The organism is Paenarthrobacter sp. GQ52, assembly GCF_059759005.1.
The window spans coordinates 722,965-744,225 of the sequence record NZ_JCAXEJ010000001.1 but is presented as its reverse complement, the minus strand read 5'-3'; the positions used below and the strand labels follow the sequence as shown (position 1 = coordinate 744,225).

At 62.6% G+C, this 21,261-nt stretch carries 23 protein-coding genes; 5 read left to right on the top strand and 18 right to left on the bottom strand.

All coding sequences use genetic code 11. The features are described from left to right. Positions 1 to 12 precede the first annotated feature (12 nt). Positions 13 to 552, top strand: coding sequence for a MarR family winged helix-turn-helix transcriptional regulator (locus AC6CH8_RS03300; RefSeq protein WP_178996299.1), 540 nt, complete (start codon positions 13 to 15; stop codon positions 550 to 552). A 90-nt stretch (positions 553 to 642) separates the two neighbouring features. On the opposite strand, the gene AC6CH8_RS03295 is transcribed toward AC6CH8_RS03300, so the two are convergent. From AC6CH8_RS03295 to AC6CH8_RS03265, 7 genes are all read right to left on the bottom strand, one after another. After that, positions 643 to 1,077 carry a helix-turn-helix domain-containing protein gene (locus AC6CH8_RS03295; protein WP_014921288.1) on the bottom strand — a complete coding sequence of 145 codons (435 nt, stop codon included), beginning with the start codon at positions 1,075 to 1,077 and terminating at the stop codon, positions 643 to 645. Between the two features lie 137 nt (positions 1,078 to 1,214). Beyond that, positions 1,215 to 1,727 carry a CinA family protein gene (locus AC6CH8_RS03290; RefSeq protein WP_498188613.1) on the bottom strand — a complete coding sequence of 171 codons (513 nt, stop codon included), beginning with the start codon at positions 1,725 to 1,727 and terminating at the stop codon, positions 1,215 to 1,217. Continuing rightward, entirely contained in the window at positions 1,724 to 2,326 is a 603-nt protein-coding gene (pgsA, locus tag AC6CH8_RS03285; RefSeq protein ID WP_498188612.1) for a CDP-diacylglycerol--glycerol-3-phosphate 3-phosphatidyltransferase, read from the bottom strand. The genes AC6CH8_RS03290 and pgsA overlap by 4 nt, the downstream gene beginning before the upstream one ends. A gap of 23 nt (positions 2,327 to 2,349) precedes the next feature. Further along, positions 2,350 to 5,238: an FtsK/SpoIIIE family DNA translocase gene (locus tag AC6CH8_RS03280; protein ID WP_498188611.1), complete on the bottom strand. Its 2,889-nt coding sequence runs from the start codon at positions 5,236 to 5,238 to the stop codon at positions 2,350 to 2,352. A gap of 75 nt (positions 5,239 to 5,313) precedes the next feature. Next, positions 5,314 to 7,005, bottom strand: a complete 1,692-nt coding sequence (locus tag AC6CH8_RS03275; protein WP_091466481.1) for a ribonuclease J — start codon at positions 7,003 to 7,005, stop codon at positions 5,314 to 5,316. A 6-nt stretch (positions 7,006 to 7,011) separates the two neighbouring features. Continuing rightward, the gene (dapA, locus tag AC6CH8_RS03270; protein ID WP_091466479.1) at positions 7,012 to 7,944 is read right to left on the bottom strand and encodes a 4-hydroxy-tetrahydrodipicolinate synthase; all 933 of its coding nucleotides are present in this window, start codon (positions 7,942 to 7,944) and stop codon (positions 7,012 to 7,014) included. A 107-nt stretch (positions 7,945 to 8,051) separates the two neighbouring features. Beyond that, positions 8,052 to 8,387: a hypothetical protein gene (locus tag AC6CH8_RS03265; RefSeq protein ID WP_498188610.1), complete on the bottom strand. Its 336-nt coding sequence runs from the start codon at positions 8,385 to 8,387 to the stop codon at positions 8,052 to 8,054. Positions 8,388 to 8,476: 89 nt separating this feature from the next. Here AC6CH8_RS03265 and AC6CH8_RS03260 point away from each other — a divergent pair, with 89 nt between their 5' ends. Continuing rightward, positions 8,477 to 9,712 carry a heparan-alpha-glucosaminide N-acetyltransferase domain-containing protein gene (locus AC6CH8_RS03260; RefSeq protein WP_498188609.1) on the top strand — a complete coding sequence of 412 codons (1,236 nt, stop codon included), beginning with the start codon at positions 8,477 to 8,479 and terminating at the stop codon, positions 9,710 to 9,712. Here the strand turns inward: AC6CH8_RS03260 and AC6CH8_RS03255 are convergent. From AC6CH8_RS03255 to AC6CH8_RS03215, 9 genes are read right to left on the bottom strand one after another with little or no spacing between them, the layout of a single operon-like run. Next, positions 9,688 to 10,176 carry a hypothetical protein gene (locus tag AC6CH8_RS03255; RefSeq protein WP_178996311.1) on the bottom strand — a complete coding sequence of 163 codons (489 nt, stop codon included), beginning with the start codon at positions 10,174 to 10,176 and terminating at the stop codon, positions 9,688 to 9,690. The genes AC6CH8_RS03260 and AC6CH8_RS03255 overlap by 25 nt on opposite strands. A gap of 4 nt (positions 10,177 to 10,180) precedes the next feature. After that, positions 10,181 to 10,939, bottom strand: a complete 759-nt coding sequence (gene dapB, locus AC6CH8_RS03250; protein ID WP_498188608.1) for a 4-hydroxy-tetrahydrodipicolinate reductase — start codon at positions 10,937 to 10,939, stop codon at positions 10,181 to 10,183. Between the two features lie 51 nt (positions 10,940 to 10,990). Continuing rightward, positions 10,991 to 11,446 carry a molybdenum cofactor biosynthesis protein MoaE gene (locus tag AC6CH8_RS03245; protein WP_364305542.1) on the bottom strand — a complete coding sequence of 152 codons (456 nt, stop codon included), beginning with the start codon at positions 11,444 to 11,446 and terminating at the stop codon, positions 10,991 to 10,993. Beyond that, positions 11,436 to 11,933 carry a MogA/MoaB family molybdenum cofactor biosynthesis protein gene (locus AC6CH8_RS03240; protein ID WP_498188607.1) on the bottom strand — a complete coding sequence of 166 codons (498 nt, stop codon included), beginning with the start codon at positions 11,931 to 11,933 and terminating at the stop codon, positions 11,436 to 11,438. Before AC6CH8_RS03240 ends, AC6CH8_RS03245 begins: the two co-directional genes overlap by 11 nt. Beyond that, positions 11,930 to 12,469, bottom strand: a complete 540-nt coding sequence (gene moaC / locus AC6CH8_RS03235; RefSeq protein ID WP_476117536.1) for a cyclic pyranopterin monophosphate synthase MoaC — start codon at positions 12,467 to 12,469, stop codon at positions 11,930 to 11,932. Before moaC ends, AC6CH8_RS03240 begins: the two co-directional genes overlap by 4 nt. Further along, positions 12,457 to 13,683: a molybdopterin molybdotransferase MoeA gene (locus tag AC6CH8_RS03230; protein WP_498188606.1), complete on the bottom strand. Its 1,227-nt coding sequence runs from the start codon at positions 13,681 to 13,683 to the stop codon at positions 12,457 to 12,459. Before AC6CH8_RS03230 ends, moaC begins: the two co-directional genes overlap by 13 nt. Before the next feature lie 59 nt (positions 13,684 to 13,742). After that, on the bottom strand, positions 13,743 to 15,323 hold the full coding sequence (locus AC6CH8_RS03225) for a molybdopterin-dependent oxidoreductase (RefSeq protein WP_498188605.1): 1,581 nt from the start codon (positions 15,321 to 15,323) through the stop codon (positions 13,743 to 13,745). Then, on the bottom strand, positions 15,320 to 16,582 hold the full coding sequence (locus AC6CH8_RS03220) for a sensor histidine kinase (RefSeq protein WP_498188604.1): 1,263 nt from the start codon (positions 16,580 to 16,582) through the stop codon (positions 15,320 to 15,322). The genes AC6CH8_RS03225 and AC6CH8_RS03220 overlap by 4 nt, the downstream gene beginning before the upstream one ends. Further along, a complete protein-coding gene (locus tag AC6CH8_RS03215; protein WP_498188603.1) occupies positions 16,569 to 17,339 on the bottom strand; it encodes a response regulator transcription factor in 771 nt (256 codons plus the stop codon). Before AC6CH8_RS03215 ends, AC6CH8_RS03220 begins: the two co-directional genes overlap by 14 nt. A 134-nt stretch (positions 17,340 to 17,473) precedes the next feature. Between AC6CH8_RS03215 and moaA the strand changes: the two genes are divergently transcribed. The 3 genes from moaA to AC6CH8_RS03200 all read left to right on the top strand — a co-directional run bounded on the left by moaA (position 17,474) and on the right by AC6CH8_RS03200 (position 19,281). Beyond that, positions 17,474 to 18,613, top strand: coding sequence for a GTP 3',8-cyclase MoaA (moaA, locus tag AC6CH8_RS03210; RefSeq protein ID WP_498188602.1), 1,140 nt, complete (start codon positions 17,474 to 17,476; stop codon positions 18,611 to 18,613). A gap of 4 nt (positions 18,614 to 18,617) precedes the next feature. Further along, positions 18,618 to 18,884 carry a MoaD/ThiS family protein gene (locus AC6CH8_RS03205; RefSeq protein WP_017198026.1) on the top strand — a complete coding sequence of 89 codons (267 nt, stop codon included), beginning with the start codon at positions 18,618 to 18,620 and terminating at the stop codon, positions 18,882 to 18,884. Positions 18,885 to 18,987: 103 nt separating this feature from the next. Continuing rightward, on the top strand, positions 18,988 to 19,281 hold the full coding sequence (locus AC6CH8_RS03200) for a hypothetical protein (protein ID WP_498188601.1): 294 nt from the start codon (positions 18,988 to 18,990) through the stop codon (positions 19,279 to 19,281). 17 nt (positions 19,282 to 19,298) lie between these two features. Here the strand turns inward: AC6CH8_RS03200 and AC6CH8_RS03195 are convergent, their stop codons facing one another. Further along, a complete protein-coding gene (locus tag AC6CH8_RS03195; RefSeq protein WP_091466458.1) occupies positions 19,299 to 19,760 on the bottom strand; it encodes a DUF1579 family protein in 462 nt (153 codons plus the stop codon). 90 nt (positions 19,761 to 19,850) lie between these two features. Then, positions 19,851 to 21,194, bottom strand: a complete 1,344-nt coding sequence (locus AC6CH8_RS03190; protein ID WP_364305559.1) for a M16 family metallopeptidase — start codon at positions 21,192 to 21,194, stop codon at positions 19,851 to 19,853. Between the last annotated feature and the right edge of the window lie 67 nt (positions 21,195 to 21,261).

Here is a 21,261-nt window from a genome sequence, read left to right as displayed (position 1 = left end):
AGAATGGTTGCCATGAGCAATCCTCTCCAGAGCACGCCAGGTCCGGCCGTGCCAGGCGACGCCGCAGACGACGCCCTCCAGCAGGTGGAACACCAGCTGAGCCTGCTCTGGCGCCGCGCCCGTTCCATCTCGCATCAGTTGTCACGCCAGGTACATCCGGACATGGAACCGGCCGCCTATGGGCTCCTCACGGTCATCCGCAGGGAAGGTCCCATCCGACTCACCGACCTCGCCACCTGCATCGGAGTGGGCAAGCCTTCCGTGAGCCGCCAGATTGCCTTCCTGGAAAGCATCGGCCTCGTCTACAAGGAGGCCGATCCCCAGGACGGCAGGGCGCAGTCCATCCGTTTGACGGAAAAGGGCGAAGAGAAGATGCACCAGGTTCAAGATGCCCGCAGGCAGGTCTTCCGTGAACGGCTCGGCGAATGGCCCCTCGAGGATGTCCAGACGCTTGCTGACTACATGGGCCGCCTCAACGCCATTTACGGGGACGGCGTGCTCAACGTGAAGGAACCGGAGATCGACGTCGAGGACAAGCCCGCAGGCGTTTGAGCAGCACCCTCCGCAACCGACACCCCAAATTCAACGAAAAAGGTCCCCAGCCTGAGGCTGGGGACCTTTTCCATGGTTTTGCTGGAACGCTTACCGGGCTCCGGAGAGCATTCCTTGCGGGAAATCATCCGTGAGGTCCAGATCGCGACCGTAACGCTGGGAGAATTCCTGCGGAACGGTGTCCGGAACTGCAACACCTTCTGCGACGGCCACGCGATCGCTGACTTCGCGAAGCATGTGGGACAACGGAACATCCAGGGCTGTGCAGATAGAGGACAGGAGCTCGGAAGAAGCCTCCTTCTGGCCGCGTTCAACTTCACTCAAGTAACCAAGTGAGACGCGGGCGCTGTGCGAAACCTCGCGGAGGGTACGGCCCTGACGCTGGCGGACATCGCGCAGTACATCACCGATCTCGTGGCGTAGTACAACCATTTTGCGCTCCTTCTGTTCGCTCTGTGCCTGATCAGCCAAGCCCACATCCTTCCAGCGGACAACGCCGTTCACGGATACGGGCTGCTTTACCATCTGTATCGCCTTGCTCCCTCATTCATCCGGTTCGCTGGCTGGCGGACCGGGTTGGTTTTTACATCCTAGGCGCCCCGGCTCTTCCGAAGCGACACAATGACACAACTATTGGCAATCAGTTTTTGTTCCCGACTACTTTACGAACGGTAACCAACGCCACTCAGTGCAGCAAGCAGACGCGCCAAGGCGGCCTCACAGGCCTGCTCCCTGATGGACTGCCTGTCCCCCGAAAAACTGTACTCAAACGATTCGGTTCCGGATCTGCCGGCTATTCCGATGAACACGGTTCCTACTGCTTTGCCGTCGTGGGGCTCGGGTCCCGCCACACCCGTGGTGGAAATCCCGAGATCGGCGCCGCAGACGCGCCGGGCGCCGTCGGCCATTGCCTCGGCCACCTGCCCGTCCACTGAGCCGGCGTCCGCAAGTAGTTCCTGCGGAACTCCCAGCACACCGGCCTTCACTGAGTTCTGGTAGGCAATCACGCCGCCTTGCAGCATCCCTGATGCTCCCGGTGTGTTGGCCAGCGTTGCCGCCACCATCCCGGCTGTCAGTGACTCGGCTGTAGCCACAGTGAGCTTGTTACCGATGGCAATAGCGACTGCCGCCGTCGCCGTTTGCGCGGCGGCGGAAGCGCCGTCATTCAGCGTCATGCACGCCGCCCGGCCGCGCGAAGCTTCAGCGCTTGGATGACATATTCGACGCCGGTCCACAAGGTGATGGCCAGCGCCACCATCATCACCCAGAAGGCGACGTCGCCCAGCCAGGGAGCGATCGCCTTCAGCGGCAGGATGTAGAGGAATATGGCTACGGTCTGGATTACTGTCTTCAGCTTGCCACCGCGGGAAGCCGGCATGACGCCGTACTTGATAACGACGAACCGAAGAGCGGTAATCCCCCACTCCCGCACCAGGATGAGGATGGTGACCCACCAGGGCAACTCTCCCAGGATGGATAGGAGAACCAGCGCGGAACCGATAAGCAGCTTGTCGGCGATGGGATCGGCAATCTTGCCGAAATTGGTGATCAGACCACGCGCCCTGGCGATGTCGCCGTCGAGCTTGTCCGTATAGATGGCCACCGCGAAGGCGACAACAGCCGCCCAGCGCCAGATCCCGTACTCGCCGTCGTCGGCCACAAGGAACCATACGAAGAACGGAACCAGGACGATGCGGAGCATCGTCAGGATGTTGGGCAGGTTCCAGACGTCGGAGCTGCTGGAAGTCGCGTTATCACCCTCGGCTGTAGTCACCCAACAAGGCTACCTTCTTTGGGCTACCTTCCCGTGAGCGACCAGGCGTCCTCTCCGCCCTCTTCGTCGTCGTTCGGGCCGTCAGCGCCGTCGTAGTATTCGATGGCTTGCGTCCGGTTGTCCAGGTCCGCCTGGACAAGGTCTTCGGCATAACCTCCGACGGCGATGTTCGAGTTCGCGTTATCGCTCAGGGCCGCCGTGTGCGCGTCGGGCGCTGCGGGTGACTCCTGGCCTTTCATCGCTGCTAGCACCGCGGCGAGGTCATCGGGCTTGACCAGGACGTCGCGCGCCTTGGAGCCCTCCGAAGGACCAACGACGCCACGGGACTCGAGGAGGTCCATAAGGCGGCCGGCTTTGGCGAATCCCACACGAAGCTTTCGCTGGAGCATGGACGTTGAGCCGAACTGCGTGGTCACCACAAGCTCTGTTGCCTGGAGCAGGACCTCGAGGTCGTCCCCAATGTCGTCGTCGATCTGCTTCTTGGGTGCCTCGGCAGCGACGTCGTCGCGGTAGACGGCCTGCAGCTGTCCCTTGACGTGCTCCACGACCTTATGGATCTCGGATTCGGTAACCCAGGCACCTTGGACACGCATGGCCTTGGAAGCACCCATCGGAAGGAACAGGGCGTCACCCTGTCCAATGAGCTTTTCAGCGCCAGGCTGGTCCAGCACAACACGGGAGTCAGTTACGGAAGACGTAGCAAACGCCATACGGGACGGGACGTTCGCCTTGATCAGACCGGTCACAACGTCCACGGACGGGCGCTGCGTTGCAAGTACCAGGTGGATACCGGCGGCACGTGCCAGCTGGGTGATGCGGACAATCGAGTCTTCAACATCCCGCGGGGCCACCATCATGAGATCGGCGAGCTCGTCAACGATCACCAGCAGGTACGGGTATGGCTTCATGACGCGCTTGGAATCCAACGGCGGGACAACCTTGCCTGCCCTGACCGCTTTGTTGAAGTCGTCGATGTGCTTATAGCCGTAGTTTGCGAGGTCGTCGTAGCGGGCATCCATCTCGCGAACCACCCATTGCAAGGCTTCGGCGGCCTTCTTGGGGTTGGTGATGATGGGCGTAATGAGGTGCGGTACGCCCTCGTATGCCGTGAGTTCCACGCGTTTGGGGTCCACCATGACCATGCGCACTTCATCCGGTGTGGCGCGCATGAGGATGGAGGTGATCATGGAGTTCACGAAGCTCGACTTACCAGCACCGGTGGCACCGGCGACGAGCAAGTGGGGCATCTTGGCGAGGTTGGCCACCACGTAGCCACCCTCAACGTCCTTGCCGACACCCATGACCATCGGGTGGTCGGTCCGGCGTGCGTTCTGGCTGCGCAGCACATCGCCCAGCGACACGGTCTCACGGTCTGTGTTGGGAATCTCGATGCCGATGGCGGACTTGCCGGGAATCGGGCTCAGGATGCGGACATCACTGGACGCCACGGCGTAAGAGATGTTCTTGGACAGGGCGGTGACACGCTCCACCTTGGTACCCGGAGACAACTCGATCTCATAGCGGGTCACAGTGGGACCGCGGCTGAAGCCCGTCACAGCTGCCTCGACGTTGAACTGCGTGAGGGTGTCCGTCAGTGCGGCGACGACGGCGTCGTTGGCTTCCGTGCGCTCCTTCGGAATGGATCCGGGCGTCAGGTAGTCCGATGCCGGCAGGGTGTAGGTGACATCACCTGCCAGGGACAGTTGCTCCGTGCGCTGCGGGATGGGTGTCTGTGGGAGGGGCGCCCCTGCGGGCTTCGCCGGAACCTGGACTACGGGAGCCGCGGGTTCGGTCATGTCCGGAGTAAGAATCGGAATGGCTTCGGTGGGGTTCTCGATCCCAGGCGTGGCGCCCAGGCCTTGGGCGGCCTTGATCTTCCCGACGGCGATCTCTGCCTGCGTTGGACGACGTACACCCGGCGGAACGCGCGGTGCGGACGCACCTGGAGTTTCGTCGTCGTCGACTATTGCATGCTCGAAGGCCTCGTCCCCGACGTAACCCTCCAAGCTCGTATCTGTTTCCTCATCCTTGCCAAAGAAGCGCATACGCTTCTTCTTCCTGGGCTTGGCGGCAGCGTCGTTTTCATACAGGTAGCTGCGGTCGTGGGCGTCCTTGCCGGACTCGTCCATAAGGTCAACGCCCATAAGGTGTTCATAGGCACCCCTGATCCGGGACGGAATGGCACCAAACGGCGTGGCCGTGACGATCAACACGGACACGAACGCCAACAGCCCATAGAGGACTACGGGAACAGCCACGTGGATTGCAGCCAGAGGTGCGGCTGCGAGGAAGCCCAGCATTCCACCGGCCTTGCGCAGGCCGTCGAAGCCTTCTGCAACGGTGGGGAGGCCACCAATGACATGGGCCAGGCCCGAACCGGCCAGGGTCATGATTATGAAGCCGATGCCCACGCGGTTGTTCCCACGGCCGTCCTGTGGCTTTCGGAAAAGCCGGAAAGCACAGACGAACAGCATGAAGGGCAGGATCAGGGACATCCAACCGAACGTGCCGTTGACCACGCTGTAAACCATGTCCGGGAGCCACCCGGTCAGACCCCACCAGGCGAAGGTGGCGATCGCGATGCCCAACACCAAATTGAACAGGGCTGCACCATCCCGGCGATCGTCGGGGTGGAGATCGCTGACGTCATAACCGATTCGCCGGACCCCGGCGCCTACCACATGGCCGATCCCCTGCCAGAAACCTGAGAGCATCCGCAGCGGCAGCGGAGCCTGGGGCTCGACGGCGGCCGTTTGCTTGGTACGGGCAGTGCTGCCACGACCGCTCTTGGTCGCGGCTGCGCTGCTTTTCGAAGCAGCTCCGCTGGTTTTGGATGCGGCTGTGCTCCGGCCTGTGCCGCCGGATTTACTGCTGGAGCTGCCTCGTGGCGTGGAGGTAGTACGGGTCGCCATAAGTGCCACGCTACCCCAAGGGGGCCCGAAATCCGCGGATTTCAGGCCCCCTTGGGCATGAATGTTGCTGGCTGGCTACGCTTCCAGGACTACCGGGATGATCATGGGACGGCGGCGAAGCTTGCGGTTCACCCACGTGCCGATAATCCTGCGGACCACCTGCTGCAACTGGTGGTTGGTGTGATCAGTGTGGTTAAGAACAGCTTCTTCGAGCGCGGCGTTGATCTTGGGAATGATCTCGTCAAAGACGGAGTCATCCTCGGCCACACCACGGGCGTGGATCTCCGGGCCGGACACGATCTTGCCGGTGGTGCGGCTGATGACCGTAATGACGGAAATGAAGCCCTCATCCCCCAGGACGCGACGATCCTTGAGGTCGGCATCGGTGATTTCGCCCACGCTGGAACCGTCGACGTAGACGAAACCGACTTCCACCTGGCCGACGACATTCGCTTTGTGGTCCTTGAGGTCGATAACTGTGCCGTTGTCGCTCAGGATGATGCCCTCGGACGGAACGCCCGATTCGAGCGCGATGTTGCCATTGGCAATCAGATGGCGGGTTTCGCCGTGGACGGGCATCGCGTTCAGGGGCTCGAGGATGTTGTAGCAATAGAGCAGTTCACCGGCCGCTGCGTGCCCGGACACGTGAACCTTTGCAGTGCCCTTGTGGATCACATCGGCACCGAGCTTGAGCAGGCCGTTGATGATACGGAAAACGGCGTTCTCGTTGCCCGGGATGAGGCTGGAGGCAAGGATCACGGTATCGCCCTTGCCCACGATCACACGGTGGTCACCGTTGGCCATACGGGAAAGTGCAGCCATTGGCTCACCCTGCGAACCGGTGGACATGAGGACCACGCGGTCATCCGGCATGTTATCGATGTTCTTGATATCCACCAGGATGCCTTCGGGGACATCGAGGTATCCGAGCTTGGCTGCGATGGCCATGTTGCGGACCATGGAACGGCCTACGAATGCCACCTTGCGGCCATGCTTGGCTGCCGCATCCAGAACCTGCTGGACGCGGTGCACGTGTGACGAGAAGGAAGCCACGATGATGCGCTTCCGGGCCTGTCCGAACAATCGATCCAAGGTGGGGCCGATTTCCTTCTCGGCAGTGGTGAAGCCCGGTACGTCCGCGTTGGTGGAGTCTGCCATGAACAGGTCCACGCCTTCTTCACCCAAGCGGGCGAAGTGCCGGAGGTCCGTGATACGGCCGTCAAGCGGCAGCTGATCCATCTTGAAGTCGCCTGTGTGAAGGACATTTCCACCCTCTGTGCGGATGAAGACGGCCAGCGCATCCGGAATGGAATGGTTGACGGCAACGAACTCGCACTCGAAGGGGCCGAACTGCTCCACCTGCCCCTCCGTCACTGTCAGCGTGTACGGCTTGATCCGGTGTTCCTGAAGCTTGGCTTCCACCAGGGCAAGGGTCAGCTGGGATCCGATCAGGGGAATGTCAGCCTTAAGGCGCAGGAGGTAGGGCACAGCGCCAATGTGGTCCTCGTGGCCGTGGGTCAACACGACGCCGACGATGTCCTGCAGGCGGTCCTCAATGTAGGAGAAATCAGGCAGGATCAAGTCAACGCCGGGCTGGGTCTCCTCGGGGAAGAGCACGCCACAGTCAACCACCAGCAGTTTGCCGTCGATTTCGAAGACCGCCATGTTGCGGCCAATCTCTCCCAGTCCACCGAGCGGGACAATCCGCAGCGTGCCTTTCGGCAGTTTCGGCGGAGTAACCAGTCCGGGAAGGGCGGTTTGGGTCATGTTTTGCTACTTTCCGGCGGAACCGTCCTGGACGTCGAAGTCCATTCCGGCTTCTGCCAAATCCCCGCGGATGATTTCGATCTCGGCCGCGTCCGGCTCCACGAGGGGCAAACGGACAACCGAGTTGGGCAGGACTCCCTGCCACTTGAGAATCTGCTTGGCGGCTACAGCGCCTTGGACCCGCGTCATGGTTGCGCGAATGACGGGTTCCAGTTCAAAGTTGATGGCCCTTGCCTTGGTGAGGTCGCTGGCGTTGACGGCGTCGATAAGCTCACGGAAGCGGCGTGTTGCGACGTGGGTGGTAACGCCCACCAGGCCGACGGCGCCCAGCGCCATCCACTGCAGCGTCAATCCGTCATCACCGGAGTAGAAGAGGAGGTCCGTCTCAGCCATGACCCGCGTTGCGGCAGCAAAGTCCGCCTTGGCGTCCTTGACGGCCACGATGTTCTGGTGTTTCGCAAGCGCAATCATGGTCTCGGGAGCGATCGCAATGGAGGAACGGCCCGGAATGTCGTAGAGCATAACGGGCAGGTCCGTGGCCGACGCAATCGTCTCGAAGTGCGCGCGAACGCCTGCCTGGCTGGGCTTGTTGTAGTACGGGGTGACGATCAGCAGACCATCGACGCCCAGTTCTGCCGCGCGCTGGGAGAGGTGCACGGAGTGGGCGGTGTCGTTGGTGCCGGTCCCGGCAATGATGGCGGCTTTGCCGCCAACGGCCTCTTTGACAGCCCGGAACATGCCGAGGTTCTCATCATCCGTGAGGGTTGAGGTCTCTCCAGTGGTACCGGTGACCACGAGTCCATCGCAACCGTCCTGAACGAGCTTTTCCGCCAGGGCTGCAGCCTGGTCATAGTCCACCTTGCCGTCCTCAGTGAACGGGGTGACCATGGCGGTCAGCAGGGTACCAAGGGCGGGAACGGGGGCGCGCAAGTCAGACATATGAAAAACGTTACCCTGTGAGAGGCGTGTTGGAAGAATGGGTCCCGCGTGATGGTCCTCATTCACCGGCGGTGGGTTACTCACCCCGCCATCCTATTCGGCGGTTATCACGCGGGTTTCGGTGACGTCGCAGGCTCCTCGGCACAGTAGCGCGCCACAGCCCGGTCCTTGAGTTGCTCCGCCCACGCCACCAGACGCTGCGAGGCCCGAACGTATTCGAAGAGTTCAAGGGGCGTCAACGATGCCAGGTCCGTCTCGGATAACCGGCGGGCCAGCTCGGCTCCCGGAGTCTGCTCAGCCAGGGCGGTACCTTCGCGGCGCCACTGGGTGTCTTCCGGAGGCTCGCCGGCCACGAGCTGCCTGAACAGGAAATCGACGACGCCGGGGCTCATCGCTTTCATGGGTCCTTGAAGGCCTTCCGGCGGCTTTGGAACATCGTTCATGCGGCAATGCTATTCGAACATATATTCGAATTCAAGGGGTTTGTGTCACATCACAGTTGCCGCACAGAGCCTTATGAGACGATCGCTGCATGACTTCGCAAGAGACGGCCCCGATGCGAAAAGCACCCGGCGGCCGACCGATCTCCTCCCGGCTTACCGGGATAGATGCTGCCAGGGGTGCGGCATTGTTGGGAATGATGGCCACTCACGTGATGCCGACGTTCGGACCTTCCCCACAATGGGAGCCAACGTTTGTGGGGCTGATGTTCTCAGGCCGATCCGCCGCCCTTTTCGCCGTGCTTGCCGGTATTGGGCTGGCGCTAAGCACAGGCAAGCAGGAACCCAGGAACGGCACGGAACTGTGGGCGGCACGAGGTGGTGTTGCCATGCGCGCCTTGGTGATCGCCGTCGTCGGGCTCATGCTGGGCGGCCTGGATGTGAACGTCGCCATCATCCTGGTTCACTACGCCGTCCTGTTCCTGTGCATCCTGCCGTTCCTTGGACTCCGACTCAAGGCGCTCTGCTGTTGGGCGCTTGGCTGGGTCCTGCTGTCCCCGTTGTTGGCGTATCTGGTACGGCCTCTACTACTGGAAGCGAACCCTCCCTTGACATTGGGTCACAACCCCAACTGGGAGGATTTCGGGACGCCTGGACGCCTCGTCGCCGACCTCTTCTTCACCGGGTATTACCCCGTCTTCCAGTGGATCTCGTACCTGCTGATCGGATTGGTGATCGGACGGTTGGCGCTGACGACGGCGAGGATTCAGGTTCTGTTGCTCACTTGCGGAATAGCGGTGGCCGGCTTGGCAAAGGTCGTCGGGATCCTGGCCATGGAGGCGTGGGGCGGGCGGGCTGCATTGTCAGCCCTCCCGGTCACCAGGGGCTACCCCTTGGAGAGCATGCTTGAAGTCAATGTCACCGGCCTGGAACAGACCGGTTCCTGGTGGTGGCTGGCGACGGCAGCCCCGCATGCCGGGACCAGCCTGGACCTGCTGCATAGTGGTGGCGTGGCTGCGGCCGTGGTCGGCTTGTTCCTGCTGCTCGGCACCCTGGCGGAGCGGATCAAGGTCAACTTCCTGATCCTGCTGAGCGGGCCCGGGGCCATGACGTTGAGCCTCTACTCAGCCCATGTCTGGGTAGTGTCCGGGTTCACCAACCAGCCGTTGCCCCCGGGGTGGACGGACGAAGGCATGTACTGGGCCCAAGCACTCACTGCGGTTGTCATTGGCGTCTGTTTCGCCGTTCTCCGACGCCGTGGACCACTGGAATGGGTCGCCCACACCGCATCAAGCCTGGGCAGTCACCGGCCCGCTGCGGTGGGTTGAGAGCGGAAAAGCTTCACGGCATCGCGCATGGAGGCACGGGCACGTTTGCGGTCGCCTGAGGCATCGTAGGCGCAGCTCAGGCGGAACCAGGAGCGCCAGTCCTCCGGAGCGGCCTCGGCCTCTGCCCGGTACTTCTCAAACTCGGCGTCAGCGGCAGCCCGGACTATTCGCCCGCCCGGAGTGCGCGGAAGGTCATCCACCGGCAAGCCGCCCTCGGCCTCCAGGACCTTGGCCATCTGCTCGGTACGGGCACCAAAAAGCAGCTCACGGATGAGTGCCCAGGCTCCAACCACGGGCAGGACCAGGTAGGCCGCACCGATCCCCTTGGCTACCAGGTTGGGGTCGGCGAGCAAGAGGAACGAGCGCTGCACGGAAACCACCAGGTAAAGCACCAACAGCAGGGTGATGGCTCCTACCCAGATTTTGGTGCGGTTCTTCTTCAAGGAAGTCCAGAAATTCCCCATGGTCCTAGAGCCCCAAGTCCAAGTAGCCGTCCAGGCCCACGGTGAGGCCTGGGTTGGCTGCAACTTTCCGAAGCCCCAGCAGGACGCCGGGCATGAAAGAGGCGCGGTCGAACGAATCATGGCGCAGCGTCAGCTGCTCGCCTGGACCGCCAAAAAGCACTTCCTGATGAGCCACCAGGCCACGGAGGCGAACGCTGTGGACACGAACCCCGTCCACGTCGCAGCCCCGGGCACCGTCCAACGATGTTTCCGTGGCGTCCGGGCTCGCCGGGACGCCGGCTTCCTGACGCGCTTCGGCGATCAGCTGTGCCGTGCGCACTGCCGTGCCGGATGGAGCGTCCACTTTGTTGGGGTGGTGCAGTTCGATGATTTCCACGGACTCGAAATATTGCGACGCCTTCGCAGCGAACGCGGACGCAAGCACCGATCCGAGGGCGAAGTTCGGGGCGATCAAAACGCCGGTGTCCGTCTTCTGCTCCAAGAGGCTCCGCAAGGAATCAAGGCGGCGGGCATCCCAACCAGTGGTACCTACAACGGCGTGGATGCCATGCTCCACGGCGAACCGGACGTTGGTCTCCGTGATGTCGGGAACGGTGAGGTCGACAACGTACTGCGCACCGGCGTCGAGCAGTTTCTCCAGGGAATCGCCGCGGCCGAGAGCGGCTACGAGCGTCATGTCGTCGGCTGCGTCAACAGCCTTAACGGCTTCAATTCCCATACGCCCGTGGGCGCCCAGCACTGCAACAGCAAGTTGTTCGGTCATGCCGTTAACCCTACCGCCGGGCCGCGGCCCGGCAGGAACCGTTACTCCGGCCTACTCCCCTGCTCCAACCCACTCCACGGTGCCGTCAGTGAAGAACTGTTCCTTCCAAATGGGGACTTGCTCCTTGACGCGGTCCACGAGCTCAGCGCACACAGCGAACGCCTGGCCGCGGTGCGCAGCAGCCACAGCACATACCAGCGCGGGGTCACCGATCTCCAGCATGCCGATCCGGTGGGCAGCCCAGATCCGAACGGGCTGCGCAGCTTCACCGGAGTGCTCGGAGACCAACTGCGCAACGACATCTGACATCACCTGGTGTGCCGTGGGATGCGCGCTGTAGCTTAGGCGGTCCACCGCCTTGCCGCCGTCGTGATTTCGAACAACGCCACTGAAGCTGACCACTGCCCCGGCGGTATCGGATTCGACCGCCCTGATGGCTTGGTCCACGGAAATGGGTTCGGCGCTAAGGACAGCGCTGACCACCTCAAAGTTTGTTTCAGTGCCCATGGTTTCCTTCCAATTGCTCGCAGAGGTGCCCGATCACAGGGTCCAGGACAGCTAACCCGTCCATGACGCCCTTCGGGGATCCGGGCAGGTTGATGACGAACGTCTTCCCCACTGCCCCGGCGTGGCCACGGCTCAGCATGGCCATGGGGGTTTTGGTGGCACCGGCGCGCCGGATTCCCTCCATGATGCCCGGAATCTCACGTTCGAGCAGCGGCAGCGTCATTTCGGGTGTGCGGTCATCCGGGCTAAGACCCGTTCCACCGCTGGTGATGACCACTGCGGGTTCCTGCGTCAGGAGGGCCCTCAGGGCAGCACCAACCGGCTCACCGTCCGGCACCACCATGGTGGGGAAGGTATCGAAGCCGTGCTCGCTGAGCCAATCGAGAATAATCGGACCCGTTTCGTCGGCATACACGCCTGCGGCTGCACGGGTGGATGCTATGACGACGCCGGCCTTCCGCTGAGCGTTCGGCTCGCACGCGCTCATGCGCCGGCCCCCTCTACGGTTGATTCTTTGGAAATGTCCCAGTCGCCGCTTTTGCCGCCGCTCTTAGCCAGCACGCGGATATCGGTCAGCACTGCGTGCTTGTCCACGGCTTTGATCATGTCGTAGACGCTCAAGGCCGCTACGGAAGCCGCCGTCAGTGCTTCCATCTCGACGCCGGTCACACCCCGGGTCTTGACGGTGGCCAGGATTTCAACCGAGTCAGTGCCCAGCTCGAAGTCCACTGTGACTTTGGAGATCGGCAACGGATGGCACAGCGGAATCAGCTCAGGAGTCTTCTTCGCCGCCATAATCCCTGCAACGCGAGCCACGGCGAGGGCATCGCCCTTGGGCAATTCGCCGGCACCAAGGAGGGCCAGTACGTTGGGGGTGCTGCGGACAGTGGCTGTAGCCGTTGCAACACGGGTAGTGACTGCTTTTTCGGAGACATCCACCATCTGTGCAGTGCCGTCCTGCCTGAGGTGGGTCAGTCCGCCGGAGTGTTCTGTAGTCGCGGGAGTTTGCTTCACAGCATCCATACTTCCACTTCGTCTCCGTCGGTGAGTTCCGTGACGTCGCCAGGTATCTGAACCAGGGCGTTCGCCCGGGCCAAGGCATGGACGAGGTGCGAACCCGCACCTCCTTCCATCCGGACCGTTCCGTCCGCGTCCACGGTTCCCCGACGGACCTGGTGTTTGCCTTCCGGCGAGGCCAGGGGTTCGGCCAAGCGGGCCTTCAGCACCGGCCTCGGCGCGGGCGTTCCCAGTACCTGCGAAAGGGCCGGCCTGAGAAACATCTCAAATGACACCAGGCAGCTGACCGGATTTCCCGGAAAGCCAAGGAACGGAACACCGTCAAAGGTGCCCAGTCCCTGCGGTCCTCCTGGCTGCATGGCCACCGGAAGGAAATCCACCGGCTGGTTCGCCATGGCTTGCCGGACCACTTCGTAGGCTCCCTTGCTCACTCCCCCGGTGGTGAGAATGACATCGACGCGGCTATCCGCTTGCGCGGTGTGACGTCGGAGCACCGCCAGCAGCTTGGAGGGGTCGTCATCGGATATTCCAGTGCGGACCACGTCCAGGCCGGCCTGTCGTAGGGAGGCTTCGAGCAGTGTTCCGTTGGAATCGAAAATCTTGCCGGTCGTGAGTTCTTCCCCCGGTTCCACTACCTCGTCCCCGGTGGTGACCAGCAGGACGCACCAAGGTTCGCGGACTTCGACGGTTGTCAGCCCCAACGCCGCCAAAAGCCCCAACTGCGCGGGTCCCATCCGGGTACCGGCAGGCAGCGCCAGTGTGCCTTTCCTGATGTCGCTGCCGCTGTCCCGCACGTAGGTGCCGGGAGCGACCGGAGGCAGTTCCACGACAGCCTCCACTGCGGCAGGGTCCGGAAAAGTGTTTGGCGTCGCCTTTTCAATGGGCACGACGGCGTCGGCTCCGTCGGGGATCATGGCCCCGGTCATGATGGGGGCGGCAAAGCCGGGCTTCAGTGCTTCCGGCGCGGCGCCTGCCGGAACCGGCTCCGCTACCTGGAGCTCCGCACCGCCGTCGGGAATATCTGCTGAGCGGACGGCGAAACCGTCCATTTGGGAATTGGCGAACGGGGGCAAGGAGAGCGGCGCGTAGACATCGACGGCGAGCGCTTTACCAAGCGCCTCCAGCAGTGGCAGGGTGATGTTGCCCTTGCCCGCAGAAACGTCGGTGAGCAGTTCCACCACTGCCTGGCGGTGGACTGCAACAGATCTGGGCACGGACATCCTCCTGGGTGGACACGCTGGCTTCCGGGAAATTCTCCGGACGTACCCAGACTAGGGCCTCAGCCCACCTTGACGTTGATGGTGTGATAGCCCGTGGCGCCATCGGGAGCTACTGGTGCATTGTCTTCAGTTTGCGGTTCACCCTTGGAATCGGTGGCCCGGACCTGCACTTCGTACTCACCTGGCGTCAGGTCGATGCCGCATTGCCACTGGTACCAAGTGTCGGTGGAGATCGCGCCGGCCAGCGTAGCCTGCTGCCATGGTCCGCGATTGACGCGAAGCTCTACGCCGTTGATGCCCCTGTGCTGGGCCCACGCCACGCCGCCGAATTGGACCCTGCCTGCTTGGACGCTTCGGCCGTTGCGGGGGACATCGATGCGCGATTGCGTCTTGATGGGTCCGTGATCGCTCCAACCCCGAGTCGTCCAGTACGCGGTGTCGTCGGAAAAACGTGTGACTTTCAGTTCGGTTAACCATTTGGTGGCAGAAACAAAACCATAGAGTCCCGGCACAATCATCCGCACCGGGAAGCCATGTTCCAGCGGAAGCGGTTCACCGTTCATGCCGACGGCCAGGAGCGCATCACGGTCGTCGGTGAGGGCCTCCAAGGGAGTGCTGGCCGTCCAGCCGTCGTTACTGGTGGACAGGACCATGTCAGCACCGGCTTTGGGCCCTGCCATTGCCAATAGTTCCCTCACGGGCCAACCCAGCCATAGGGCGTTGCCGATGAGGTCACCACCGACGTTGTTGGACACGCAGGCGATAGTGACATGGCGTTCTGTCATGGGCTTGGCGAGGAGGGTAGCAAAGTCGATTTCAACCTCGCGTTCCACCATTCCGGTGACCCTCAGTTTCCAAGCAGGGGGGTCGATGGCCGGGACGGTCAATGCTGTGTCGATCCTATAGAAATCGGCATTTGGTGTAACCAAAGGGCTGATGCCATCCACGGACAGGGACGCGCCGGCCGGGATGGTTTGCAGCGGTGTGGCGGGTTCCGGGAGCGTCATGGAGCCCCGGAAGCCTGAAGCCACCGCCGTGGCCCGGGTAAGGACGGTGGTCACCGTTCCGGCTACGACGGCGGCAAGGGAAGTTCCAGCCAAGGCGTTCAGGAAGCTCCGCCGAGCCAGTGGCGCTTCCTCACGGCCGGGGGTTTCTTCCGACGGAGCCCAGGTTGCCAGCCGACGCAAGAGGTTTCGCAGCAGCACCATGGTGAGTACCGCGGCAACAATCGGCGCAAGCGCTGCCTGGGGACTGGCTTGGGCCCGGGTCACGACGGCAGTCAGCCCTGCGACACCCGCCAGTCCGGCAAGGGCCAGGCCCCAGCCATTGCGGCGACGCTCCAAGATACCGGCGAGCGCTGCAAGAATTCCTGCCACGCCCACGATGCAAGCTACTAACACGATCTTGTCTGCGGTTCCGAATAACTGCACTGCCAAGTCTTTGACCCCTGGCGGCACGGCGTCGATTACCGCTCCGCCAAGGGCCGTGACGGGCGAAACCAAAGGGCTCAAGAGGCCGGCGGTCAGTTCGCCTGCAGCGATCCCGGCTGCGCCGGCAGCCACACCCGCGGCAGCAGCCCACAGCGCAGGCTTACCCGTGAGGCGCCGCTGCTTGGTGGTACCGGGTGCGAGCGTGCTCATGTCGTGCCTCCGAGGCGGTTGTCCATTGCGATGGGTTGATGGTCGGGAGGCATCGAAGACCCGGGTGGGGTTGCCCCGGCCGGAAGTGACAACACAAAGCGACAGCCACCCTCGACGTTGTCCACTGTGACCGATCCGCCATGAGCTTTGACGATGCCGGCCACCATGCTGAGACCGATGCCGGCCCCGCTGTAGCTGCCCTGTAATGCTTCGCTGGTGCGGCGGGCGGGATCTTTCTGCCAGCCCGTTTCGAACAAGTGCGGGAGGTCCTCGTCCGGGATGCCGCCGCATTGGTCCTGGACGGCGATAACGGCATTTCCAGCGTTCTTCCCTTCAGGGCCGTCCCGTCCGACGCCGTCCCGTCCGACACTGATATGGACGTCGCTGCTTGGCTCGCTGTAGATGATGGCATTGAGGAGTATGTTCCGCACTGCCCGGGCGAGGCTTGGTCCGTCGGCGACGGCCATGCACTCACGTTCCCCGCCGCCGTCGAGCCTGATGCCGCGTTTAGCGGCCAGCGGCGCCAGGTCCGAAAGGGCATCGCTGACGAGGTCGTAGAGGTCCAAGGGTTCAGCGCGCAGGCGGAGGGTGCCGGCCTGGATCTTGGACAGTTCCGAGAGGTCGTTGACCATGGCCGTCATTTGTTCGGTCTGCCCGATGATCTTCCGGTAATAACCTTGCACATCTGATGCCATGCCGTCCTCAAGGGCTTCGGTCATGGCGCGCATGCTGGCCAGGGGTGTTCGGAGATCATGGGAAATCCACGACACAAGCTCGCGTCGCGCAGTCTCCAGGGCGGCTTCGCGTTCCCGGGACTCGGCCAGGCTACGGCTGCTAGCCTCAAGTTCCTTGGCCAGTTCTGCGAGTTCGGACGTCATGGCCGGAACGCTCCCCCGCCCCTGGCCCGCTGTGTGTTCCAGGGTTTCGCCTCGGCCCAGTCGCCGGGCGGCGTCAACCAAGTGGGCAGCGTTCCTGGAGACACCGGCACCCAGCATCAGGGACAGTGCAACGGCAACCGCCGAGGCAGTGGCCAGGATGTACCACATGACTTCGAGGTCCCTCGCGGAAATAAACATCGCATTGAAAGCACTGACCATGCCCGCCACCAGCACGGCGACAGTAGCCACAACCACCAAGCAGATCTGGGTGAGTACCGAGGCCCGGCGAAGCAGCCGGAGGAGCACCCAGGTGGTGGCCCCGATGAACACGGCCCAGAACAGGACCCATGCGAGGATGGTCCACAGCTCACTGCCCTCCATGCTCACCTTCTTCATCGTCCAGGCCCTCAGGCCCGGCGGCATACCGCTTGCCGTCGAAGCGGTAGCCGACGCCCCATACGGTTTTCAGCAGCTCGGGTTTGGTGGGGTTGGCTTCGATCTTCTCCCGCAAGCGCCGGACGTGGACCGTGACCGTGGACAAATCGCCGAAGTCCCATCCCCACACGGCCTTGATCAGTTCTTCCCGGCTGAAGACCTGGTGGGGCCTTCGCATCAAAAAAGCCAGCAGGTCGAACTCGCGGACGGTCAGTGCCAGGGGAACTCCACCATGCGTGACTGTCCGGGAAGCGGGATCGAGCTCGAGACCTGCGGCTTCAACCGGCGGTTCCGGCGCGAATTCCTTGATGCTCCGGCGTAATACCGACTTCACCCGAAGGACCAGCTCCCGGGGAGAGAAGGGCTTGGTGACGTAGTCGTCAGCTCCCATCTCCAAGCCCAGAATCCGGTCGTCCTCGGTTCCCAGTGCCGTGACCATGATGACGGGCACGCTCATGCTTTGGCGGAGTCGGCGACACACCTCAACACCGTCCAGTCCCGGCAGCATCCGGTCCAGGATCACTAGATCAGGTTGTCGCGAGGCTGCCAGCTTGAGGGCGGTGAAGCCGTCCCCCGCCATGTCCACTTGGAATCCTGCTTTGAGCAGGTAATCGCGGACAACGTCGGCTATGGTCTGTTCATCCTCCACCAGGAGGATGCGACGATTCCCGGGCTCCGCTGATGATGCCGTATTAGTGGTCACGCTTTCAGCATAGGTTTGCGGACGTTGCGCAGCACCCGATCCGGGCCCTGAGGGCACAAGTGTATGGAATCCGTAAGAACTCAATGACTGTAATGGGTGTCACTGATCCAGCCGCGGTGGCGTAGCCTGAATTTATGAGTGTTCAGCTGGGCATGCCGGTACCCCCTTCGGGCGGTGCTGTGGGCAGCACGGAAAGCGGCGTGGCAGTTCCGCCCCTACGTCCCGCAGGTACGCCCGCCGGGCTGTGGGACCGCTATGGTCGGCGAGCGACGGATATGCGCCTGTCCCTGACGGACAAGTGCAATCTGCGCTGTACCTACTGCATGCCTGCCGAGGGGCTTGAATGGCTTTCGAAACAAGCCGTGATGACCAGGGACGAAATCGTCCGCATTGTCCGCGTGGGCGTCAATGCTCTGGGCGTTCGGGAGCTCCGGCTCACCGGCGGTGAGCCTTTGGTCCGCGCTGACTTGGTGGACATTATTGCCGGCATCCGGAACGACCACCCGGACCTCCCCATTTCCATGACCACCAACGGTGTGGGACTGGATAAGAAGGCCGCTGCGTTGAAAGCGGCGGGCCTCACCCGGATCAACGTCTCGCTCGACTCCCTCCATGAAGAGACATTTACCAAACTCACCCGACGCCCCTTCCTGGACCGCGTCCTGGCCGGCGTCGACGCCGCCTGGGCAGCCGGGTTGGGCCCGGTGAAACTGAATGCTGTGCTGATGCGCGGGATCAATGACGCGGAGTCACCGGACCTCCTGGCGTGGGCCTTGGGCCGCGGCTACGAGCTCCGCTTCATCGAGCAGATGCCGCTGGACGCCGACCACGGGTGGACCCGGCGCAACATGATCACTGCCGCCGAGATTCGTGAGCTGCTTTCCCGCGACTTCGTGCTGGACAACGACCCCCGTGAGCGGGATGGCGCACCAGCCGAGCGCTTTGAAGTACGACGCCGGGACACGGCAACGGGCGTGGCTACGGGTCCGGTCCTCGGTACAGTGGGCATCATCGCCTCCGTCACTGAGCCGTTCTGTTCCGACTGCCGGCGTACCCGGATCACTGCTGAGGGCAAGATCATGAGCTGCCTTTTCTCCCGCGAAGAATTCGATCTCCTGGGCATCCTCCGTGGGGGCGCCACGGATGACCAACTGGCATCGCGGTGGCAGGACGCCATGTGGGTCAAACCCAAAGCCCACGGCATGGATCACACAGGTCTCGGCGCAGCGGACTTCGTCCAGCCAGACCGCAGCATGAGCGCAATCGGAGGCTAAACCCTTGCTTGTCCGTTACTTCGCTGCCGCACGCGCGGCCGCCGGTGTGGAAGAAGAACTTCACGTCCTCCCGGAAGGCACCAGCCTGGAGGCGCTGCTGGAAGCTGCGCTCGCCGTCGAACGTCCACTGCCTCCCGAAGGCACCCCTCCGCTGGCCAGGATCGTGGCGCGCAGCAGTTTTCTCCGCAACGAGGTGGCTGTCCGGGATCGTGCGGCTCCCCTGGGAAGCGACGACATCATTGACGTCCTGCCCCCCTTCGCCGGGGGCTAGGCCAAGTACAGGCCCACCCACCAAAGACGGCCCGGGCATATCTTCTCCCGCAGCGCAGTCCTACTCTGGAAGCGTCATCAGGCAACATCCGGGAAGGAACGCCATGTACACGCTCCAGATTGAGCACGGCATCAAAGATTTTGACATGTGGAAGGCAGCCTTCGACCGCGATCCTTTGGACAGGGCCGGTTCCGGTGTTCAACAGTTCCGTGTCAGCAGGCCGGCGGAAGACTCCGGGGTGGTTGTTGTGGAACTGGACTTCGAAACGTTCGAAAAAGCCGAGGACATGCTTGGACGCTTACAGTCCACCGTATGGAATTCGACTGAACGCGCCCCCGCCCTCATCGGTAATCCGAAGACGCGCATCATGGAAACGGTTTACACCAGAAGCTATTAACCCGGATTACCGCAAGATCATGCCTTCCGGAACACACTCTTCAACAACGGGCTGAACTCGGCAGTTCCTTCGAGCCTCAAGTCAGCGGTGTGCACCAATACGCCGTCTTCGACGCGGAACGTATGCCTGGCTACGCCGTCGGCCGTTCTCCGGTCCAGGGTCAGCGTTCCTGCGTGCCATGTCCCGCGGACCGGGCTGGCTGGCGGCCGTCCCATGCTGTCCACGTAATACCACAGAGTGTCGCCGTGGTCCCGGTCAACCGTGAACATGCCGTGGCCTTCGAAGTGCGTGCCGTCGGCTTCGCGGTGCCTGTAGCTCTGGACCACGGCATAGCCGCCGGCCGCCTTGGTGAATACCGCTTCGGCCTCAGCTGTCCGCGCTGTTCCCCACGGTGACGCAGCAATCTCCGTAATGCCCCGCCAGTGACCGATGAAGTCCCGCAGCATCTCCGCAGCATGGCCGCTTGAGGGCAGATCCATCAGGTCTCCAATGTAGTCAGGGCAGCATCATTGTGTGATCATGCTGCCCTGTTTACAATGCGCGAGTCCAGAGATTCCGGACGGAATCTACTAAAGTCCGAAGGTCTCGGTTTCTTCGAACGGACCAACAACGGTGATGGTGCGGGGCGCCGCTGCGAGTTCGCGGGCAAGTTCCTGAACGTCCTCCACCGTGACGGCCTTGATGCGGCCGAGGGTCTCGTCAATGTCCTGGAACTCACCGGACACCAGTTCCGCCCGGCCAAGCCGCGACATCCGCGAACCGGTGTCCTCGAGCGCAAGGACAATCCCGCCGCTGAGTTGACCTACAGCCTTCCGAAGCTCTTCGTCCGTGATGCCTTCCTTGGCGAGCTTATCCAGCTCGAGGCCCAGGAGTTCCAATACCTGGCGAACCTTGGAAGGCGTGCAACCGGCGTACATACCGAAGTATCCGGCGTCCGCATACGCTGCCGTGAACGAGTACGTGGAGTACACCAAGCCACGCTTTTCCCGAATTTCCTGGAACAGGCGGGAGGACATGCCACCACCCAAAACGGCGTTCAGTACGCTCATGACAAAACGGCGGTCATCCGTGGCAACGATCGTGGGGCAACCCATGATGATGTTGGCCTGCTCCACGGGACGCTTCACCACGTGCAGCCCTGATGTACCTGTGATGACTGCCCGGTCAGTACCCCGGCGCTCTACAGGCGCAGCACCATCATCAAGGTTCCACCCGGCAGCCTTGAGGGCATCAAGGACAAGCTGGCAGACGACGTCGTGATCGAGGCCGCCGGCCGCGGTGATGACCAGTTCCTCCGGGCGGTAGTAACGCTGATAGTGCGCCCAGACTGAGTCCCTTGCCACGGCTTTGATGGCATCCGGGGTTCCACCGATTGGCCGCGCCAGCGGGTGATTGCCGAGGACGGCCGCTACGAATTTCTCGTGGGCTACATCCGTGGGGTCATCGCTGTCCATGGCGATTTCCTCAAGGATGACGTCGCGTTCCTGCTCCAATTCCGCAGGATCGAGCACCGCGCCGGTGATCATGTCAGCGATGACATCAATGGCCATGGGAAGGTCCGTATCCAAGACCCGGGCGAAGTAGCAGGTGCTTTCCTTGGCGGTGGCCGCATTGGATTCGCCTCCTACCTCGTCAAAGGCGGAAGCGATCTCCAGGGCTGTGCGCCTCTTGGTGCCCTTGAACAGCAGGTGCTCAAGGAAGTGTGTGGAACCATGCTGGCCGTCAGCTTCATCGCGTGAACCCACTGCGACCCAGAACCCGATGGTGGCCGAACGCTGACCGGGCATTGCCTCGGTCAGGACGCGCACGCCGCCGGGGAGGACGGAGCGCCGTACGACGGAACCGCCCTCGGCACCATGGATCAGTTCGCCACCGGGAAGGGTTTGCTCCAGCGGCAAGGGTACGACAGTCATTAAGGCCTTTCAGGTTAAGGCCGGAAGGGCCGGTGGAGCTTTTTCAAGCCCACCGGCCCTGCCGGGT